Below are 15,311 nucleotides of genomic sequence, written 5' to 3'. Positions count from 1 at the left end.
CCCTCCCCCACCTCCCCGGGAGCACCGGATGACCGCCTCGACCCCGCCGCCGGAGAGCCGACCGGGCGGCCGGCACACCGGCCCGCCCGCGGACGAGGTCGGTCCCGCGCTGCGGGCGCCCCGGGCCACGGCCGGCCCGGCACCGGACCGGGCCCCCGCCCGGACACCCGCCCCGACCCCCGCCGGACGCCCGGCCGGGCTGCCCCCGATGCCCTACCAGCGGCAGGCCGCCCCCGCGCCCGCCCCGGCCTGGTCCGCCCGGCCGGACGCGGTCGCGGCGCCGGCCGGCGACGCGGCCGCCGACGCGGCGACCGACGCCGCCCGCGCCGCTGGGGGGCAGGCGCAGGGGGCGCCGGTCGCGCTCGCCGACGACCGCACCCAGGGCGCCGCCGTCCCGGCCCTGGACTCCGCGCTGCCGGGCAGCCGGCCGCCCGAGCGGGTGCGCCCGGGCCGGCCGGCGCCGCGCCGCCGGCCGTGGACGCTGGGCCCGTTCCACCTGCTGCAGGTCGTCGTCTGGGAGGCCGCCGCGGCCGTGGTGCTGGCCGTGCACCGCCAGCCGCCCGCCGTGCTCGTCCCGGTGGCGGTCCTCGCCGGCGCCGCCGTGCTGGTGACGGCCGTCCGGGTGCGCGGCAGGTGGCTGCACTCCTGGGTCGCGCTGGCCGCCCGGTTCCGCGCCCGGCGGCGGCGCACGCCGCTGACCGCCGGCGGTGCGGGCCCGGCGCCGGTGGTCGACGCCCTGCTGGACGCGGTGTCCCCGGAGGCGCGCGTGCAGGCCGTGCGGTTCGACGACGCCGACGCCGGCCTCGTGGTGCACCGGGACGGCGTCGCGGTGGTGCTCTCGCTGGCCCCCACCACCGAGGACCCGACCACCGAGCCCGTGCGCACGCTGCCGCCGCTGACCGCCCTGCTGCCGCCCGACGAGTCCGGCGACCTGCCGGTGGCGGTGCAGCTGCTGGTGCAGACCGTGCCAGCCCCCGGCTGGACCGGCGACACCGACCCCGCGGCGGTCTCCTACCGCGAGCTCACCGGTGGCCAGGTGCCGGCCCGCCGCCGCAGCTGGGTGGTGCTGCAGGTGGCCCGGCTGCCCGAGGACGACCGCGTCGACGACCTGGTGACCACCGTCGCCAACGCCGTCCGGCGGGTCCGTCGCCAGCTCGAGCGGGCCTCGCTGCGCAGCCACCTGCTGGGCCCCGACGACCTGCGCGCGGCGCTGCTCGGGGTGGCGGGCCTGGACGCCGGGCCCGACGGCGTCGTCCGGGCGGTGTCCGGTGCGGCCGAGCCGCCGGAGGCGGTCGAGACCTGGCGGTCCTGGCGGGCCGGCGGTGTCGAGCACGTGACCTACCGGCTGGTCGACTGGCCGTCCCTGGACGCCGCGGCCGGGCAGGACCTGGTCGACCGGCTGGGCACCGCGGCCGGTCTGCAGACCACCGTGTCGGTGGCCGCCCGGCGCAGCGGCGACCGGGTGGAGCTGGCGACCGCCCTGCGGGTGCGGGTGCCGGCCGGCACCGGGGCCGACGAGCTGGCGGCGGTGCTCTCCCGCACCGCCGCCGACGCCGGGGCCCGGGTCGAGCCGCTGCACGGCCGGCACCGGTTCGGCATGGCGGCCGCGCTGCCGCTGGGCGGGTTCCTCCGGTGAACGCGCTCCCGCCGACCCAGCTCGGCACCCACCTCGCCGACCGGGCGACCGCCGCCGCGGTGACCCTGCGCACCGGCGGGTCGGGCGTGGTGCTCGGCCGGGACGACTCCGGCGGGCTGGCCGGGGTGGCGCTGTTCCGGCCCGAGCCGACCACCGGCGTGCTGGTGGGCGGCATCGCGCTGGCCCAGCTGGTCGCGTTCCGCTCGCTGGCCGTCGGCGCCGCCGTCGTGGTCGAGACCGGCCGGCCCGCCGCCTGGCAGGCCTTCGTCAACCTCGCCGCCGGCGCGACCGGCTCGATCACCACCGTCGCCCACGCCCCCGACGAGGGGCCCGGCACGGTCGACCGGCCCCGGTTGCTGGTCGTCGACGCCGACTCCCCCGCCAGCGTCGAGCCGCACCGCCCCGGCGGCTGGTCGACGGTGCTCACCGCGCACGACCGGGCCAGCTCGTGGAACGCCCCGCTGCTGGCCGGCTGCGACGTCGCGCTGCTGCACCAGCTCGCGCCCGGCGAGGCCCGCGTGGTGGCCACCGCGCTCAACCTCCCCGACGCGGCCCGGGCGCTGTCCGGCCAGCCGCCGGGCCGGGTCGCGGTGGCCTCCCGCGCGGGCTGGCGGTCGGTGTCGGTGCAGCTCACCGAGGTGGAGCGCTGGCTGATCCGCGACCTGGTCCGCTGACCCCGGTCCGGCCGGTGGGACCGGTCGGGGTCGGTTAGCGTGCTGGCATGCGTCTGCGAACCCTCGTGCCCGCGACCCTGTCCGCCGCGGCCCTGCTGGTCCTGCCCGCCTGCGGGGGGAGCTCCGACGACACCGGCTCCGCGGCCACCTCGTCGTCCTCCTCCTCCGCCGCGGCCACGACCGGGAGCTCGGCGGCGGCCGACGACTCGGAGTTCTGCCAGCAGGCGCAGGCCGCGCTCGACGCGAACAACCAGGCCGTCACCGACGCCCAGTCCGACCCCTCGCAGCTGTCCTCGATCCTCACGCAGGCCACCGACCAGCTCGAGGCCGTCACCCCGCCCGAGGCCATCGCCGGAGACTGGCAGACCCTCGTCGACGCCGGCCGCCAGCTCGCCGACGCCACCGCCGGGGTCGACCTGACCACGCCCGAGGGCCAGCAGCAGGTCGCGGGCACCCTGCAGCAGATCGGCGCCACCGTGGAGCCGGCGTCGGCGAACGTGCAGTCCTACCTCAGCGAGAACTGCGGCATCGCCACCACGCCGACCGCCACCAGCTGACTCACCCGGGGACCCGGAACCCCCGGAACACCACCGGCCGCCGCTCGGTGAAGCCCAGCCGCGCGTAGAGCGCCCGGGCACCGGCGTTGGTGTCCACGACGTGCAGGAACGCCCGGCCGCCGTCCGCGGCGGTGCGGGCGACCTGCGCGGCCACCAGGACCGCGGCCAGGCCCCGGCCGCGGGCCCGCTCGTCGGTGCAGACCGCGCTGATCTCGACCCAGCCGCCGGGGTGCAGCCGCTGCCCGGCCATGGCGACCAGCGCGTCGCCGTCCCGGACGCCGAGGAAGGTGCCCAGCCGGGCGGTGCGGGTGAAGAACGGCCCGGGCCGGGTGCGGGTGGCCAGGTCCAGCATCGCCGCGTCGTCGTCGCGGCCCAGCTCCACCACCCGCGGGTCGACGTCGCCGGTGGGGGCGGGCGCGACCAGCTGCCGGCCCGGCATCGCGAAGACCGGGTCCCAGTCCGCGGGCGGGGTGCCCGGCGCGGTGAACAGGTCGGCCAGCCCGCCGGGCCCGACCAGCGCGGCGAGGTCGGCCCAGTCGTCCGGTCCGGGGTCGGCGGGGACGGCGCAGAAGGTGGCGACGTCGGCCGGGTAGGTGGCCACCCGGCCGGTCCGCCGGGCCAGACCGGCGTGCGCGCCGTGCAGGGAGGCGCCGACCGGGTCGTCCAGCTCGCTCATCGGGTGGCGAGCGCCGCCCCGAGCGCCGAGGCGGCCAGCCGGACGGCGGCCGCGCGGGTGCCGCCGTCGAGCATCTCCAGCCGCAGCTGGCTGCCGGTGGCCAGGTGGGCGTCCGAGGGGACCGTGAGGAAGTCGCCGGCCTGCCCGGCGAACCGGTTGCGGGCCTCGGCGACGTCGACCGCCGCGCCGCGCGCGGGCACGTTCGTCACGGCCACGATGCTCCGGTCGGCCAGCGGGGCGAACCCGCTGGCGCGCAGCCAGCGCAGCACGTTGTGCGCGGCCAGCATGCCGTCGACGCTGGGCGAGGTGGCCAGCACCAGGCTGTGGCAGCCGCTGACCACCCGGCGCATGAGCGGGGTCGCCAGGCCCGCACCGCAGTCGGTGACCATGACCGCGAAGTGCCGGTACACGGCGTTCATCGCCTGGACGTAGAGCTCCTCGGTGAGCTGCGCGCTCTGCTCGGGGTCGCGGCCGCTGGGCAGCACCCAGGCGCCGTCGGCCGAGCGGGCCAGCGCGCCGGCCAGGATCTCGAACCGGCCGGGGTCACCCGCGGCGGCGAGCTCCTGCACCGAGGCCTGCAGCGGCACCCCGGTGCGCAGTGCCAGCGAGCCGAAGGTGGTGTCGGTGTCGAACAGCAGCACCGGGTCGGGCCGGGAGCGGGCGATGGTGCTGGCCAGCAGCACCGACAGGGTGGTCTTGCCGACCCCGCCCTTGAGCGCGACGACGCCGATCCGCCGCGGGGAGGGCACCGGCGCGCCGAGCAGCCCGGTCCAGGCGGCGACGTCGGCGGGGCTCGGGGCCGGCTCGCCCTCGGTCAGGCCGCGACCGAACAGCCGGCGGCGCGGGGCCTGCCGGGGCGCGTCCAGGCCCGCGACACCCGGGTCGAGGTGCGGGGCGGCGTGCTGGCCGGAGTAGGGCATCGGGGGGTACGGGGAGCTCACCGGCGCAGCAGCTCCTCGGACCCCGCGCGCCTCATGGTGCGCAGGATACGGCGCGGCGGGCGCTCAGGCCGTGCACACCAGCTCTGCGGCACGTTCCCCCACGGCGACGGCGGTGGCGGCGGGTCCGCGCGTGGGCACGGTGGGCAGCACGGAGGTGTCGGCCACCCGCAGGCCCTCGACGCCGCGGACCCGCAGGTGCTGGTCGACGACGGCGCCCGGGTCGTCGTCCGGGCCCATCCGGGCGCTGCCGGCGAGGTGGACCGCGGTGGCCAGGTGGGCCCGGGTCCAGGCGTCCAGCGCGGCGTCGTCGCGCAGCACGTGGTCGGGCAGGTCGGTCCGCGCGGCCACCAGCGGGGACATCGCGCGGGTGGCGAGCAGGTCGGCGGCCAGCCGGACCGCCTCCCGCATCCGGCGCCGGTCGCCGCCGGTGGACAGGTACCGGTACTCGATCCGGGGCTGCACGGCCGGGTCGGTGCTGGTCAGGCTGATCCGCCCCCGGCTCTCCTCGGCCTGCAGCGCGACGCCGAGGTAGAGGTCGTCGCGGGTGCGGGCGTGCTGCAGCACCTTGCGCAGGTCGGCGTGCCGGACCGCGCGCAGCGTGGCCGCGGGCCGGCGCAGCACCTCGGCCAGCCCGGACAGCGCCCCACCCAGCGAGCGGTCCAGCATCACCTTCGAGAACGGCTTGAGCCAGGGCATGACCTCGAGGTGGTCGGCGGTGTTCAGCGCCGTGGTCAGCGGCAGCATCCCGCGCGGCATCGGCGTGCGGCGGGCCGGCGCGTAGGTGACGTAGAGGTCGGGGTGGTCGGTGAAGTCCGCCCCCACCCCGGGCGCGTCGACCAGCACGTCGACGCCGAGCGCCCGCAGCTGGTGGGCCGGGCCGATGCCCGACAGCAGCAGCAGGTGCGGCGAGCCGACCGCACCGGCCGACAGCACCACCTCGGCGGCCCGGTGCTCGGTCCCGTCGGCGCACCGGACGCCGACCGCCCGCCCGCGTTCGACCAGCACCCGGACGACCGGGCTGCCGCCGCGCACGGTGAGCCCGGGGTGCCCCCGGCGCGGGGACAGGTAGGCCATCGCGGTGTTCACCCGGACGCCGTCGCGCACGTTGACCGGCACCGGGCCCACCCCGGGCGGGGCGTCGCCGTTCTTGTCCGGCTCGGCCGGGAAGCCCAGCTCCCGGCACGCGGCGGTGAAGGCGTCGGTGACCGGGTGCGGGTCGGTGGTGCGGCTGACCGGCACCGGCCCGGTGGTGCCGTGCAGCGGGTCGGCCTCGCTGCGCTCGAAGGAGGGCAGCAGCGCGGCGTGCGACCACAGGTCGTTGCCGCGGGCGGCCCAGCCGTCGCAGTCCTCGCGGGTCGCGCGGATGAAGTAGGTGCCGTTGAGCGCGCTGGACCCGCCGACGACCCGGCCGCGCGGCACCGGCCAGCGCACGCCGTCGACCAGCTCGCCGGTGAGGTCCCAGTTCGCCGGGTGGCCGGGGACGGCGGCGCCCATGGTCGCGGCGTCCCGGATGGTGGCCGGGAAGTCCTCGGGGGCGCGGTGGTCGGCGCCGGCCTCCAACAGCAGCACCCGCCGGCCGGCGTCCACCAGCCGGGCCGCCAGCGCGCACCCGGCCGAGCCCGCGCCGACCACGACCACGTCGTGCTCCCCGGTCACAGCCCGAGGACCCCGGGCAGGTCGAGGCGGCGCACCTTGCCGGTGGAGGTGCGCGGCAGGTCGTCGAGGCGGTGCACCGCCTTGGGCCGCTTGGCCGGGGCCAGCCGTTCCCGGGCCCACGCCGACAGCTCGTCGGGGGCCACCGGGCCGACGTAGGCGGCGACCACCCGCTGGCCCCACTCGTCGTCGGGCACCCCGAAGACGGCGGACTCCACCACGTCGGGGTGGCCGTCGAGCACCGCCTCGACCTCGGCGGGGTAGACGTTGACCCCGCCGGAGATGACCAGGTCCTCGCGCCGGCCGTCCAGCCAGACGGTGCCGTCGTCGTCCACCCGGCCGAGGTCGCCGACGGTGACCCGGTCGCCGTCCCAGGCGGCCGCGGTCTTCTCCGGGGCGCGCCAGTACTCGAAGCGGGCCCACCGGGGCACCTCGCACCACAGCTGGCCGCGCTCGTCGGTGGTCAGCCGCCGGCCGGGGCGGGCGCGGCCGACGCTGCCCGGGTGCGCCAGCCAGTCCTCGGTGGTGCAGACGGTGAACTGCACCTCGGTGGAGCCGTAGAACTCCTGCACCGCGCCGTCGGGCAGCGCCGCCAGCACCGCCCGCTTGGTGGGCTCCGGGCAGGGCGCCCCGGCGTGGGCGAGCAGCCGGAAGCTCGACCAGTCGACGTCCTCGCGCAGCAGCCGCAGCAGGTGGGTGGGCACGCAGAACGTGGTGGTCGGTCGCTGCTCGGTGATGGTGCGCGCGGCGCGGGCGGCGTCGAAGGGGCCCGGGAGCAGCACCTCGCCACCGGCCAGCAGGGTGTGCACGGCGAAGCGCAGCGGCGCGGAGTGGTGCAGCGGGGACAGCTGCAGGTACCGGTCGGCGGCGGTGAGGCCCCAGAGGTCGATCTCCTCGCGGGCCAGCGCGCGGGCGTCGTCGTCGGGCAGCACCCCGGACCACACGCCCTTGCGCCGGCCGGTGGTGCCCGAGGTGTAGTGCATCGGTCGCGCCAGCGGGAACGGGGCGAGGTCGCCGACGGCGTGGCCCAGGAGCTGCCCGGGGTCGTCGCCGACGTCCAGCGCCGGGTCGGCGTCCTCGACGAGCGCGGCCCGCTCGGCGGCGGGCAGGGCCGGGTCGAGCACCACCGGGACGACGCCGGAGCGCAGCGCCCCCAGGACGACGGCGAGCAGCTCCGGCGAGGCGGCCGCGCTGACCACGAGCCGCTCCCCGCGCCCGACGCCCCGGGCCCGCAGCTCGCCGGCCACCCGCCGCTGGTCGGCCTCGCTGTCCGCGGCCCGGACGACGGGCACCGTGCCGGGCCCGCTCATGCCAGCCGCCAGCTGTCCCCGGCGCCGCGCACCACCTGGCCGGTGGCCGACAGCTTCGCCAGGGTGGCCCGGGTCGACTGCTCGGCGGCCGGCCACACCGCCCGCGGCACCTCGGCGTAGACGTGCGCGACCAGCTGCTCCACCGTGCGCGCCCCCGGCCGGAGCGCGTCCAGCAGCTGCCACTCGCGGTGGGCCCGGTGGGCGGCGTAGAACTCCAGCACCGCGCCGACGTCCTCGGTCAGCTCCGGGCCGTGCCCGCAGTACAGCGCCGAGGGGCCCAGCCGGTGCACCCGGCGCAGCGAGTCCAGGTAGGCCAGCACGTCGCCCTCCGGGTGGGCGAGCACCGACGTCCCGCGGCCCAGCACGTGGTCACCGACCAGCACCGACCCGCTCTCCGTGCGGAAGGCCAGGTGGTCCCGGGTGTGCCCCGGCGTGGCGACGACGTCCAGCCGGGTGCCGGCCAGCACCACCGCGTCGCCGTCGGCGAGCACCCGGCCGTCGGGCCCGGCGACGTCCCCGCTGCCCGCGGCCACCTGCACCCCGAACCGCGCCGCCCACGGCAGCGCGGCCTCGGCGTGGTCGCCGTGGTGGTGGGTGACGAGCACGCCGACCACCTCGGCGTCGCGGGCGGCCAGCACCTCCTGCACCGCGGCCAGGTGCGCGGCGTCGTCCGGCCCGGGGTCGACCAGCACGGCCTGCCCGCTGCCGGGGGCACCCACGACGTAGGTGTTGGTGCCGTCCAGCGTCATCGGCGACGGGTTGGGGGCCAGCACGCGGGTGACCAGCGGCTCCGGCTCGGCCACCCGGGGCAGGTCGCCGGGGGCCGGCAGCGTCCAGGACCGGCGGGGGTCGACGGGGGCGTCCACAGCCGGACTCTAGACACCCGGCCGATGTGCGGGCCGCGCGTGCCGGTGGTCCGTAGCGTGGCCCCATGCGCCTGACGACCCCCCTGAAGACCGCCCTGGCCGGGGCCGCCTCCCTGGCCCTGCTCACCGCGTGCGGCGGCGGCTCGGACGACACCGCCGCCTCCACCAGCTCCTCCTCGTCCGCGGCGACCAGCAGCAGCGCCGCCGAGACCTCCGGCTCGACCGACCCCGACGACGAGGCCTTCTGCACCGACGCGCAGGACGCCTTCACCGACCTGGAGAACGCGGTCACCGCCACCGCCGACCCCTCGGCCATCCCGGGCCTGTTCTCCGACGCCGCCTCCCGGCTGACCGCCATCGAGCCGCCGGCCGAGATCGCCGACGCCTGGGGCTCCGCGACCTCGGCGGTCCAGCAGCTGGCGACCAGCATCCAGGGCCTGGACCTGAACACCCCCGAGGGCCAGCAGGCCTTCCTCGACCAGGTGAACCAGCTGCAGACCTCCGCGGGCCCGGCGCAGACGGAGATCCAGTCCTACGTGGCCGCCAACTGCGGTGGCGCGCTGGGCAGCACGGAGTCGGCCTCCCCCACCAGCTGACCCCACCTCCCACGCCGCGGAGGCCCGGTCCCACCAGGGACCGGGCCTCCGTCGTGCGGGGAGGGGTTCAGCAGCCGCGGATCACCACGCCGCGGGCCGACATCCACGGCACCGGGTCGACCGCGCCGCTGTACATCGCGCCGCTGGGGTGCACCTCGAAGTGCAGGTGCGGCCCGGTGGACTGGCCCTCGTTGCCGACGTCGGCGATCTGCTCGCCGGCCTGCACCCGGTCCCCGGCGCGCACGTAGTAGCGGCTGACGTGGCCGTAGACGGTCACCGCGCCGTCGGAGCCCAGCACGTAGACGGCCTGGCCGAAGCCGGTGGCCGCACCGGCGCGCTGCACGACGCCCGAGGTGGCGGCGTAGACCGGGGTGCCGATCGGGGCGGCGATGTCCACGCCGAAGTGCGTGGTCCCCCAGCGGGAGCCGTAGCAGCTGCTCGTCCGCCCGGCGGCGGGCAGCACGTAGCCGGCCTGCGCCCCGGAGGCGGACGGCGCGTTCCGGGCCCCGGCGGCCGCGGCGGCCGCGGCGGCGGCGGCCTGCTGCTGGGCACGCGCGGCGGCGGCCTCCTCGGCGGCCCGCTGGTCCAGCCAGGCCTGGTAGGCGTTGCGGGCGCCCTGCAGCGACAGCAGCTGCACCTGGGCGGCCTGCAGCTGGGCGTCGTAGCTCGCCTTCTGCGCGCTCACCTCGGCGTAGGCGGACTGCTGGACCGCCACCTGGGCGTCGGAGGCCGCCTTGGCGTCGGCGGCGGCCCGCTCGGCGGCCGACTGCTGGTCGACCGCCTGCCGGGCGGCGGAGTCGGCGTTGGCCTGCACCAGCTGCGCGGCCTCCAGGTCGCCGAGCACGTCGAGCTGGTTGTCGGCCACCCACTCCAGCATCGCGGCGCGCTGCACGAGCTCCCCGGGGCCGTCGACGTCGAGCAGCACGACCTCGCTGGTGAGCGCGGCCCCGTTCATGTAGCTGTCGCGGGAGAAGGTCGAGATGCGGCCCTGCGCGGCGGTGACCTGCTCGGTGGCCGCGGCCAGCTGCGCGGCGGTCTCCTGGGCGGCGGCCTGGGCCTGCGCCAGCGCCTCCTGCGCGGCCTCGTAAGCGATGCCGGCGGACTCGGCCTGCACCTGCACCTGCTGCAGCTGCGACTCCGCGGCGGCCACCAGACCGGCGATCCGGCCCACCTCGGCGGCGGCGGCGTCCTGGGCGGCCTGCGCCGCGGTGATCTCGCCGTCGCTCGGGTTGCCCGGCGCCGGCGGCGCGGCCAGTGCGGGCGCGGCGCCCAGCGCGACGGCGGCAGCCGTCACCGAGGCGACGAGCAGGGCACGCAGCGGGTGCTGCGACATGGAGCGCTCCCTGGGGAAGAGGGATGGCGGGCGAGCCGATGGACTGTCCCACCCGCCCCACGAGTCACATGCGCAACACGCCGGGGCGGCCTGGGACCAGTCCGTCACGAACCTTCGGCCCGTTCCGTTGTCCCTGTCCCATCGACACGGGACCGCCCCGACTTGAACGCCGGGCCCGGACCGGTCTCAGACGACCGGGTCGACCCCCGGGGCGCGCTCCAGCTCGTGGCCCAGCGCCTCCAGCTCGGCCCCGCCGGCCATCAGCTCGACCAGCTCGTCGCGGGTGATGTCGTCCTTGACCCGGTCGGCGATGCTCCGGCCCCGCCGCAGCACCAGGAACCGGTCGCCCACCGGGTAGGCGTGGTGCGGGTTGTGGGTGATGAACACGACGCCCAGCCCACGCTCCCGCGCCGCCGCGATGTAGCGCAGCACCACGCCGGACTGCTTGACGCCCAGCGCCGCGGTGGGCTCGTCCAGGATGAGCACCCGCGCACCGAAGTGCACCGCCCGGGCGATGGCCACGCACTGCCGCTCGCCGCCGGACAGCGTGCCGATCGGCTGGTCGACGTCGCGCAGGTCGATGCCCATCGCGGCGAGCTCGTCCTTCGTCGTCCGCTTCATCAGGTCGACGTCCAGCATCCGGAAGGGCCCCTTCCGGGGCTCGGAGCCCAGGAAGAAGTTCCGCCACACCGGCATCAGCGGGACGACGGCGAGGTCCTGGTAGACCGTCGCGATGCCCAGGGCCAGCGCGTCGCGCGGGCTGGCCATGTGCTGCTCGACGCCGTCGACCCGGAAGCTGCCCTCGGTGTGCTCGTGCGCCCCCGAGAGGATCTTGATGAAGGTGGACTTGCCGGCGCCGTTGTCGCCGAGCACGCAGGTGACCTCGCCGGCGCGCACGGAGGTGGTCACGCCCTGCAGCGCCACCACGCTGCCGTAGGTCTTGCCCAGGTCGGTGACCTCGATCAGCGCGCTCACCGCAGCCGCTCCGCCCGCTGCCGCACCCAGTTGTTGACCAGGACGGCGGCCAGCAGCATCACGCCGAGGAAGGCGTAGAGCCAGTTGGAGTCCCAGCCGGCGTACACCACGCCCTGCCGGGTCATGCCGTAGATCAGCGCGCCCAGCGCCGCGCCGATCGCCGAGCCGTAGCCGCCGGTGAGCAGGCAGCCGCCGACCACGGCGCAGATGATGTAGATGAACTCGTCGCCCACACCGGTGGAGCTCTGCACGGTCGAGGACTGGAACAGGCTGATCATGCCGACCAGCCAGCCCGCGCCCGCCGTCGTCATGAACAGGCCGATCTTGGTGCGGGCCACCGGGACGCCGGTCGCCCGGGCGCTGGCCTGCGCCCCGCCGACCGCGAACACCCAGTTGCCGGCGCGGGTGCGCAGCAGCACCAGGGTGGCGACCGCGGTGACGGCGAGGAACCACAGCACGGAGACCGAGATGCTGGCCCCGCCGACCTTGATGACCCCGCCGAAGAAGGGCCGGACGGAGTCGAAGAACGGCACGTCGGAGAAGCCCTGCACGGCGACCTGGCCGTAGACCAGCTTGACCAGCGCGAGGTCGATGCCCTGCAGCACGAAGAACGTGCCGAGCGTGACGATGAAGCTCGGCAGCCCGGTGCGCATCACGAGGAACCCGTTGAGCGCACCGATGGCCAGCGCCACGACCAGCGCGAGCAGCACGGCCACCCACACGTTGAGGCCGTAGCCGGTGGTGGTGACCCCGACCAGCAGGCCGGTGGCGCCGGTCATCGCGCCGGCGGAGAGGTCGAACTCGCCGCCGATCATGAGCATCGCGACCGCGACGGCCATGATCCCGAACCGGGACGCCGAGTTCAGCCAGGTGCCGACGCCCGACGGGGTGAGGAACTGCTCGGCGACGACGGTGAAGAACACCAGGACGGCCAGGGCCGCCACGGCCGCCCCGACCTCGGGACGACGGAGCACACGGGTGGCCCGCCCGGTGGGCGCCGCCTCGCGGTCGGCGTCCCGGGCCGGGGCGGTGGTGGTCACCGGGTGCCGTTGGCGGCGTACCGGGCGACGTCGTCCACGTTGTCGGAGGTGACGAAGGCCGGGCCGGAGTTGACCGGCTGGCCGCCGCCGACGACGTTCCCGTTCGACGCGTAGAGCTGCAGGAACGACACCGGCAGGTAGCCCTGCAGGTAGGGCTGCTGGTCCACGGCGAAGGTGATGTCGCCGGCGGAGATGGCGTCGGTGACGTCCTTCGAGATGTCGAAGGTGTCGACCTCGGCCGAGGACCCGGCGTCGGCGGTGGCCGAGACGGCCGCGACCGCGACCTGGCCCTGCAGCGCCAGCACGACGGAGACGCTGGGGTCCGACTGCAGCTTGGACAGGACCGTGTCCTGCACCTGCGCGGTGTCGGTGCCGTCGACCTGCAGGTTCTCCACGGTGCCGCCGTAGGTCGCGGCGACCGCCGAGCAGCGGTCCTCCAGGCCCACGTTGCCGGCCTCGTGGATGACGCAGAGCACCTTGCCGGTCTGCCCCTCCTCGTTCAGCCGGTTGCCGACCGCCTCGCCGGCGGTGGTCTCGTCCTGCCCGACGTGGGTGATGGCGCCGAACTCGGCCGACTGCTGCTGCCCGGAGTTGATGGTGATGACCGGGATGCCGGCGGCGACGGCGGCCTCGACCGAGTCGCGCAGGCCGTCGGGGTTGGCCATCGAGACCACGATGCCGTCCACGCCCTGGGAGACGGCGTTGTCGATCAGCTCGGCCTGCCGGGTGGGGTCGGGGTCGCTGTTGTAGTCGACGGTGACGCCGAGGTCGGTGGCGGCCTGGTCGGCGCCGGAGCGGACGACGTCCCAGAACGAGTCGCCGGGGGCGCCGTGGGTGATGACCGCGATGTCGAGGTCCGTGGCGGCCGCGGAGCCCTCGCCGGAAGAGTCCTCCTGGCCGGTGCCGCTGCACCCGGCCAGGGCCAGGACGCCGGCGACGGCGAGCACGCCGGCCGATCGGGTGATGCGCATGTGGTGCTTCTCCTCGCGATGGGGACCTGCCAAAGCAATCAGTATGTATGCCCCGCGCTCAGGGGGTCAGCAGGCTCATCTCGAAGGACCACCGAGCCGCGACGTAGACGTGCCGTCCGTGCTCGACCGGGGTGCCGTGCTGGTCGTAGGTGGTGCGCTCCATCGTCAGCAGGATCCCGCCGGTCTCGATGCCCAGCAGCTCGGCCTCCGGCTCCGTCGCGGGCCGCGCGCCGATGACCTGCCGGGCGGCGTGCAGGTCGATCCCGGCGTCCCGGATGGTCGCGTAGAGCCCGGTGTGCTCGAGCCCGCCGGCGTCGAGGTCCAGCAGGCCGACGCGCAGCCAGTTGGTCAGCCGGGCGATCGGCGCGCCGTCGACGGCGCGCAGCCGCTCGACGGTGAGGACGTCGGAGCCGGCCGGGACGGCGAGGGTGCGCGCGGTGCCCGGGTCGGCGGGCCCCGTGGTCAGCGAGAGCACCCGGGTGGTGGGCTCCTGGTCGGCCCGGCGCAGCTCGTCGTAGCTGCTGTCGGGCACGGGGGCGGGCAGGTCCAGCGGCTGGCCGACCCGGGTGCCCGCGCCGCGCCGGCGGACGATGAGGCCCTTCTCCACCAGGTAGCGCATGGCCTGCCGCAGGGTCGGCCGGGACAGCCCGAGGGAGTCGGCGAGGGCGACCTCGTTGTCCAGCCGGGTGCCCGGGGGCAGCCGGCCCGAGGCGATGCCGGCCTCCAGCCACTGGGCGACCTGCCGGTGCAGCGGGACCGGGCTGGAGCGGTCCAGCCGCAGCCCGGCGACCGGGTCGGGGACGCCGTCGCCGGTCCTCATGGTGTGGATCCTCCCTCTGCGACCTGGGCCACACAGTGGCACGGACCCGGCTCGTAGGCTCCCGGACGTGGACATCCTCGCCTCCGGGCACGAACAGGTGGTCTTCTGCAGCGACCGGGAGAGCGGGCTGCGCGCGGTCATCGCGATCCACTCCACGGCCCTCGGGCCGGCCCTCGGCGGCACGCGGTTCTTCCCCTACCCGACCGAGGAGGCAGCCGTCGCCGACGCGCTGGCCCTCTCCCGCGCGATGTCCTACAAGAACAGCCTGGCCGGCCTGGACCTCGGCGGCGGCAAGGGCGTCATCATCGGCGACCCGAAGGTGCACAAGACCGAAGCGCTGCTGCGCGCCTACGGCCGCTTCGTGGAGGCCCTCGGCGGGCGCTACCTCACCGCCTGCGACGTGGGCACGTACAACGCCGACCTCGACGTCGTCGGCCGGGAGACCCGGTTCGCGCACGGCCGGTCGCTGGCCGTCGGCGGGTGCGGGGACTCCTCGGTGCTCACCGCGTTCGGCGTGTTCCAGGGCATGCGCGCCGCCGCCCAGCACCGCTGGGGCTCCCCCAGCCTGGCCGGGCGCACCGTCGCGGTGGCCGGCGTGGGCAAGGTGGGCTCTTGGCTGGTCGACTCCCTGGTCGAGGACGGCGCCTCGGTCGTGGTGACCGACGTGGACGCCGCCGCGGTCGAGCGGGTGCTGGCCTTGCACCCGGGGGTGCAGGCGGTGGCCGACACCGCCGAGCTGGTGCGCACCCCGCACGACGTCTACTCCCCGTGCGCACTGGGCGGGGCGCTGGACGACGAGACGGTCGCCGTCCTGCCGGCGGAGGTCGTGTGCGGCGGGGCGAACAACCAGCTGGCCCACGACGGCACCGCGCAGGCACTGGCCGACCGCGGCATCCTCTACGCCCCCGACTACCTGGTGAACGCCGGCGGCGTGGTGCAGGTGGAGGACGAGCGGCACGGGTTCTCCTTCGCCCGCGCCGAGGCCAAGGCCGCCACCATCCGCGACGTCGCGTTGCAGGTCTTCGCCGCCGCCGACGCCGAGGGCGTGTCCCCCGCGGTCGCGGCCGACCGGCTGGCCGAGGAGCGGATGCGGTCGGTGGGCCGCTTGTCGACCATCCGGTTGCCCGCCACCCGGTGAGACGCCCGTCACCCCGGCGCCCGCTGACCTGCCCGTCCGGGGGACGCGCGGAGCGGACGTGTGCCGAGCTCCGATCCGTGACGTAAGCTCGTCAGCGGACACAATCACTCAGTCGGGGTCGCCAC

At 76.6% G+C, this 15,311-nt stretch carries 15 protein-coding genes; 5 read left to right on the top strand and 10 right to left on the bottom strand.

From position 1 onward, the window contains the following. The first annotated feature begins 28 nt into the window (after window positions 1–28). The 3 genes from eccE to BM158_RS03955 are packed head-to-tail and all read left to right on the top strand — an operon-like array spanning window position 29 to window position 2,867. The gene (eccE, locus tag BM158_RS03965) at window positions 29–1,636 is read left to right on the top strand and encodes a type VII secretion protein EccE (RefSeq protein ID WP_091554877.1); all 1,608 of its coding nucleotides are present in this window, start codon (window positions 29–31) and stop codon (window positions 1,634–1,636) included. Continuing rightward, window positions 1,633–2,310 (top strand): hypothetical protein, encoded by a 678-nt coding sequence (locus BM158_RS03960; protein WP_091554875.1) that lies wholly within the window; start codon window positions 1,633–1,635, stop codon window positions 2,308–2,310. Before eccE ends, BM158_RS03960 begins: the two co-directional genes overlap by 4 nt. 47 nt (window positions 2,311–2,357) lie before the next feature. Then, window positions 2,358–2,867 (top strand): hypothetical protein, encoded by a 510-nt coding sequence (locus tag BM158_RS03955; RefSeq protein ID WP_131801967.1) that lies wholly within the window; start codon window positions 2,358–2,360, stop codon window positions 2,865–2,867. Window position 2,868: 1 nt separating this feature from the next. Here BM158_RS03955 and BM158_RS03950 read toward each other — a convergent pair whose 3' ends face one another. From BM158_RS03950 to BM158_RS03930, 5 genes are all read right to left on the bottom strand, one after another. Then, complete coding sequence (locus tag BM158_RS03950; protein WP_091554872.1) at window positions 2,869–3,543, bottom strand: GNAT family N-acetyltransferase; 675 nt, start codon at window positions 3,541–3,543, stop codon at window positions 2,869–2,871. Then, window positions 3,540–4,484, bottom strand: coding sequence for a MinD/ParA family ATP-binding protein (locus BM158_RS03945; RefSeq protein ID WP_131801966.1), 945 nt, complete (start codon window positions 4,482–4,484; stop codon window positions 3,540–3,542). Before BM158_RS03945 ends, BM158_RS03950 begins: the two co-directional genes overlap by 4 nt. Before the next feature lie 63 nt (window positions 4,485–4,547). Further along, window positions 4,548–6,140 (bottom strand): GMC family oxidoreductase, encoded by a 1,593-nt coding sequence (locus BM158_RS03940; RefSeq protein WP_091554868.1) that lies wholly within the window; start codon window positions 6,138–6,140, stop codon window positions 4,548–4,550. Beyond that, on the bottom strand, window positions 6,137–7,447 hold the full coding sequence (locus BM158_RS03935) for a class I adenylate-forming enzyme family protein (RefSeq protein WP_091554866.1): 1,311 nt from the start codon (window positions 7,445–7,447) through the stop codon (window positions 6,137–6,139). Before BM158_RS03935 ends, BM158_RS03940 begins: the two co-directional genes overlap by 4 nt. Further along, window positions 7,444–8,313, bottom strand: coding sequence for an MBL fold metallo-hydrolase (locus BM158_RS03930; protein ID WP_091554864.1), 870 nt, complete (start codon window positions 8,311–8,313; stop codon window positions 7,444–7,446). The genes BM158_RS03935 and BM158_RS03930 overlap by 4 nt, the downstream gene beginning before the upstream one ends. 65 nt (window positions 8,314–8,378) lie before the next feature. On the opposite strand from BM158_RS03930, the gene BM158_RS03925 reads away from it, so the two are divergent. Beyond that, window positions 8,379–8,909 carry a hypothetical protein gene (locus tag BM158_RS03925; RefSeq protein ID WP_091554862.1) on the top strand — a complete coding sequence of 177 codons (531 nt, stop codon included), beginning with the start codon at window positions 8,379–8,381 and terminating at the stop codon, window positions 8,907–8,909. A 67-nt stretch (window positions 8,910–8,976) separates the two neighbouring features. Here the strand turns inward: BM158_RS03925 and BM158_RS03920 are convergent, their stop codons facing one another. The 5 genes from BM158_RS03920 to BM158_RS03900 all read right to left on the bottom strand — a co-directional run bounded on the left by BM158_RS03920 (window position 8,977) and on the right by BM158_RS03900 (window position 14,048). Next, window positions 8,977–10,242: a peptidoglycan DD-metalloendopeptidase family protein gene (locus BM158_RS03920; protein WP_091554859.1), complete on the bottom strand. Its 1,266-nt coding sequence runs from the start codon at window positions 10,240–10,242 to the stop codon at window positions 8,977–8,979. 186 nt (window positions 10,243–10,428) lie between these two features. Then, window positions 10,429–11,217, bottom strand: a complete 789-nt coding sequence (locus BM158_RS03915; RefSeq protein WP_229827457.1) for an ATP-binding cassette domain-containing protein — start codon at window positions 11,215–11,217, stop codon at window positions 10,429–10,431. After that, window positions 11,214–12,257 (bottom strand): ABC transporter permease, encoded by a 1,044-nt coding sequence (locus tag BM158_RS03910; RefSeq protein WP_091554857.1) that lies wholly within the window; start codon window positions 12,255–12,257, stop codon window positions 11,214–11,216. The genes BM158_RS03915 and BM158_RS03910 overlap by 4 nt, the downstream gene beginning before the upstream one ends. Beyond that, window positions 12,254–13,228 carry a substrate-binding domain-containing protein gene (locus BM158_RS03905; protein WP_091554855.1) on the bottom strand — a complete coding sequence of 325 codons (975 nt, stop codon included), beginning with the start codon at window positions 13,226–13,228 and terminating at the stop codon, window positions 12,254–12,256. Before BM158_RS03905 ends, BM158_RS03910 begins: the two co-directional genes overlap by 4 nt. Before the next feature lie 58 nt (window positions 13,229–13,286). Further along, window positions 13,287–14,048, bottom strand: coding sequence for a GntR family transcriptional regulator (locus BM158_RS03900; RefSeq protein ID WP_191328564.1), 762 nt, complete (start codon window positions 14,046–14,048; stop codon window positions 13,287–13,289). 67 nt (window positions 14,049–14,115) lie between these two features. Here BM158_RS03900 and BM158_RS03895 point away from each other — a divergent pair, with 67 nt between their 5' ends. Further along, entirely contained in the window at window positions 14,116–15,186 is a 1,071-nt protein-coding gene (locus tag BM158_RS03895) for a Glu/Leu/Phe/Val family dehydrogenase (RefSeq protein ID WP_091554853.1), read from the top strand. The last annotated feature ends 125 nt before the right edge of the window (window positions 15,187–15,311 follow it).

This window comes from Klenkia taihuensis, assembly GCF_900112525.1.
Taxonomy (GTDB): domain Bacteria; phylum Actinomycetota; class Actinomycetes; order Mycobacteriales; family Geodermatophilaceae; genus Klenkia; species Klenkia taihuensis.
The sequence above is the reverse complement of the archived record's forward strand: the minus strand, read 5'-3'. Positions and strand labels throughout refer to the sequence as shown.

Bases quoted from the DNA above. Each gene is read 5' to 3' on its own strand.
- BM158_RS03955 (WP_131801967.1), top strand. From the start codon at position 2,358: ATGCGTCTGCGAACCCTCGTGCCCGCGACCCTGTCCGCCGCGGCCCTG.
- BM158_RS03900 (WP_191328564.1), bottom strand. From the start codon at position 14,048: ATGAGGACCGGCGACGGCGTCCCCGACCCGGTCGCCGGGCTGCGGCTG.
- BM158_RS03920 (WP_091554859.1), bottom strand. From the start codon at position 10,242: ATGTCGCAGCACCCGCTGCGTGCCCTGCTCGTCGCCTCGGTGACGGCT.
- BM158_RS03925 (WP_091554862.1), top strand. From the start codon at position 8,379: ATGCGCCTGACGACCCCCCTGAAGACCGCCCTGGCCGGGGCCGCCTCC.
- eccE (WP_091554877.1), top strand. From the start codon at position 29: ATGACCGCCTCGACCCCGCCGCCGGAGAGCCGACCGGGCGGCCGGCAC.
- BM158_RS03905 (WP_091554855.1), bottom strand. From the start codon at position 13,228: ATGCGCATCACCCGATCGGCCGGCGTGCTCGCCGTCGCCGGCGTCCTG.
- BM158_RS03950 (WP_091554872.1), bottom strand. From the start codon at position 3,543: ATGAGCGAGCTGGACGACCCGGTCGGCGCCTCCCTGCACGGCGCGCAC.
- BM158_RS03935 (WP_091554866.1), bottom strand. From the start codon at position 7,447: ATGAGCGGGCCCGGCACGGTGCCCGTCGTCCGGGCCGCGGACAGCGAG.